This is a genomic window from Methanorbis rubei, from assembly GCF_032714495.1.
In the GTDB taxonomy this organism is placed as follows: Archaea; Halobacteriota; Methanomicrobia; order Methanomicrobiales; family Methanocorpusculaceae; genus Methanocorpusculum; species Methanocorpusculum rubei.
Window position 1 is genome coordinate 1 of the sequence record NZ_JAWDKB010000014.1, and the last position, 2,819, is coordinate 2,819.

The following is a 2,819-nucleotide window of genomic DNA, read 5'->3' on the forward strand; positions in this document are numbered from 1 at the left end:
GCAGACGAGCTGATCGCTCCTGCCTTCACCGCACCGTCAAAGAGCATTGCACCCTTCTCAGAGCAGACCTCAACGAAAGTGGCTTTACCGGCCTTGTCACCGACAACACCCCAGTTACCGCATGCAAGATCGCACTGGCGCGGGACCTTCGTCTCGCAGCGCTGACAGTTCTTGCGGCGGCCGTAGCCCTCCTCCTCAAGCTCGTCAATCGCGATGCCCTTGTGCTGACCGTCTGCGGTCATGATGATGAACTTACCCTTGTCGATCTCTTCTTTCACGACAGAGTTCGGATCAACCCCGTACTTCTCGGCGATCATCCGGCGAGCCGGCTGTGGAGAAACTGATCCGCCGCAGTTCAGACCAATCGAGATAACATTATCCATATTGATCTGCTGGCGTTTTGCAAGCTCGAGCAGTGCCTTTGCATCGCAACCCTTACAGGTAACAGCGACACGAATGTCCTTTGCACCGTTCAGGTACTTCTTGATCAGTTTCGGCATCAGCAGCGTACCGCAGTGCAGGGAACCTGCACATGCATCAAGATCTGCAGCGTTCGTAATGAACACCGGCTGCGGGTCGTAGACATCCACTCCCTTGCGAACCGTGAGGACCACATCAACAAGCTTGTTCTCCAGTGCATACTTTAAGAGAGAGATAACCGCTCCTCCGCACTCGCCTTTGATATCGCAGGAGTTCGTCCATGCGTAGAACATATCGCCTTTTGCTGACATTTTTAGGCCTCCATCTTCTTCACATTCACCGCACAAACCTTGAACTCCGGAGTTCGGGAAACAGGATCATATGCCGTGTTCGTGACCAGGTTTGCACGTGCCTCAGTAAAGTGGAACGGCATGAAGAACACACCCTCCTTAATGTTTGGCGTAATACGGGCATTGACTGCTACCTCACCGCGGCGGCTGTAGAGAATGACCTTCTCATCGTCTTTGATGTTGTACTTTGCAGCGTCGATTGGGTTCATCTCAAGCCATGCGGTTGGTGCATCGCGGTCAAGCTGTTCGCACCTGCGGGTCATTGAACCGCTCGGCCAGTGCCAGATGGTTGCTCCGGTTGTCAGCCAGACCGGGTACTCTGCATCAATTACCTCGGCTGGTGCACGGTGTTCGATTGCTTCGAGTTTGGCTTTGCCGTCCGGCATACCGGCGAACTTTTCGATGTGAAGGATCGGGGTTCCCGGGTGGTCTTCGGTCGGGCAGGGCCACTGGATTCCGTCACCTTCGAGTTTTGCGTAGGTGATACCGGAATACTGCGGGGTGATTCCGCGCATCTCGTTGAAGACGTCTTCGGTGGTCTGCCACTGGAAGTACTGGCCGTATCCCATCTTTTCTGCGATCATCTTCATGATCTCCCAGTCGAGTTTGGACTCGCCTGGTGCGTCTGCTGCCTTTCTGAATCTCTGGACACGGCGTTCTGCGTTGGTCTGGGTTCCATCCTCTTCTGCGTAGCATGCGCCCGGTAAGACGACGTCTGCGTATCTGGTGGTCTCGGTCTCAAAGATATCCTGGACAACGAGGAACTCACAGTTCTCCATGCCTTTTTCGACGTTCTTGGAGTCAGGGTCGGAGATGACCGGGTTTTCACCCATGAGGTACATGCATTTCAGTTTGTCAGGGTGTTCTTCGAGGGTCTCGAGCATCTCAGGGATGTGCAGACCGAGTTTGCCGTTCGGGATTTCCGGAACTCCCCAGTATGCGGCAACTTTCTTGGCTGCGTCCGGGTCGGTGACTTTGAGGTAGCCTGCATACACGTTCGGGAGTGCTCCCATGTCGCAGGAGCCCTGGACGTTGTTCTGGCCACGGAGTGCGTTGACACCGCATCCGGGTTTGCCGATGTTGCCAAGCAGGGTCTGAACGAATGCGATGGATCTGACGTTGTCGACACCAACGGTGTGCTGGGTGATACCAAGGCAGTGGACGAAGGCGGTCTTGTGCTGGCATTCACGGAGCCAGGTGAGGACCTGTTCGATTTTTTCTGCGGGGACACCGCAGATTGCGGAGGTGTTTTCGATGCTGTATTTGTCCTGAAGCACGCATGCTTTGAGTTCGTCGTAGCCGTTGGTACGGTTTTTGACGAACTCTTCGTCAACCCATCCTCTCTCGATGATCTGTTTCATGAGACAGTTGAGGAGCTGGATGTCGGTTCCTGGGTAGTGCTGAATGTGCAGGTGGGCCTGTTTGGCGGTCGGGGTCATACGCGGGTCGCAGACGATGACGTGAGCGCCTTTGGCTTTGGCCTGCATCATTCTGCGGGCAGCGAGCGGGTGGGCTTCGAAGTTGTTGGATCCGATAATGAAGAGACAGTCGGTGATGGCGAGGTCGTCAAAAGAGTTGGTCGATGCTCCGGAGCCGAAGACCATGTTGAGGCCGGCGACGGTGGGGGCGTGACAGAGACGAGCGCAGTGGTCGACGTTCGGAGTTTTCAGAACGATTCTTGCAAACTTCTGCATGGCGTAGTTGTCTTCGTTGCAGCAGCGGGCAGACGAGATAACAGCGATTTCGTCCGGGCTGTACTTGGCGAAGTTTTCTGCGACAACAGCGAGGGCTTCGTCCCAGGTTGCGGACTTGAACTTGCCGGTTGCTTTGTCTTTGATGAGGGGAGTTGTAAGGCGGTCTTCGGAGTTGATGAACTCCCAGCCGTAGATTCCTTTCGGGCAGAGTTTGCCTTCGTTGACCGGGCCGCGCTGGCACGGCTGGACATCACAAATCTTGCCGTCTTTGACGACAAGGTTGAAGGTACAGCCTGCACCGCAGTAAGGACAGGTAGTGGTTACATACTTAATTTCCATGGATAAACCTCGGATA

Annotated in this window: 2 protein-coding genes; both read right to left on the reverse strand. The window is 54.9% G+C overall.

Annotation, left to right across the window (positions count from 1 at the left end; all coding sequences use genetic code 11):
* On the reverse strand, positions 1-731 hold a 731-nt coding region (locus tag McpCs1_RS09290; protein ID WP_338096974.1), incomplete at its 3' end, for a Coenzyme F420 hydrogenase/dehydrogenase, beta subunit C-terminal domain.
* Positions 732-733: 2 nt separating this feature from the next.
* Positions 734-2,819 (reverse strand): formate dehydrogenase subunit alpha (gene fdhF, locus McpCs1_RS09295; RefSeq protein ID WP_338096975.1); only part of this gene is annotated, 2,086 nt, incomplete at its 5' end.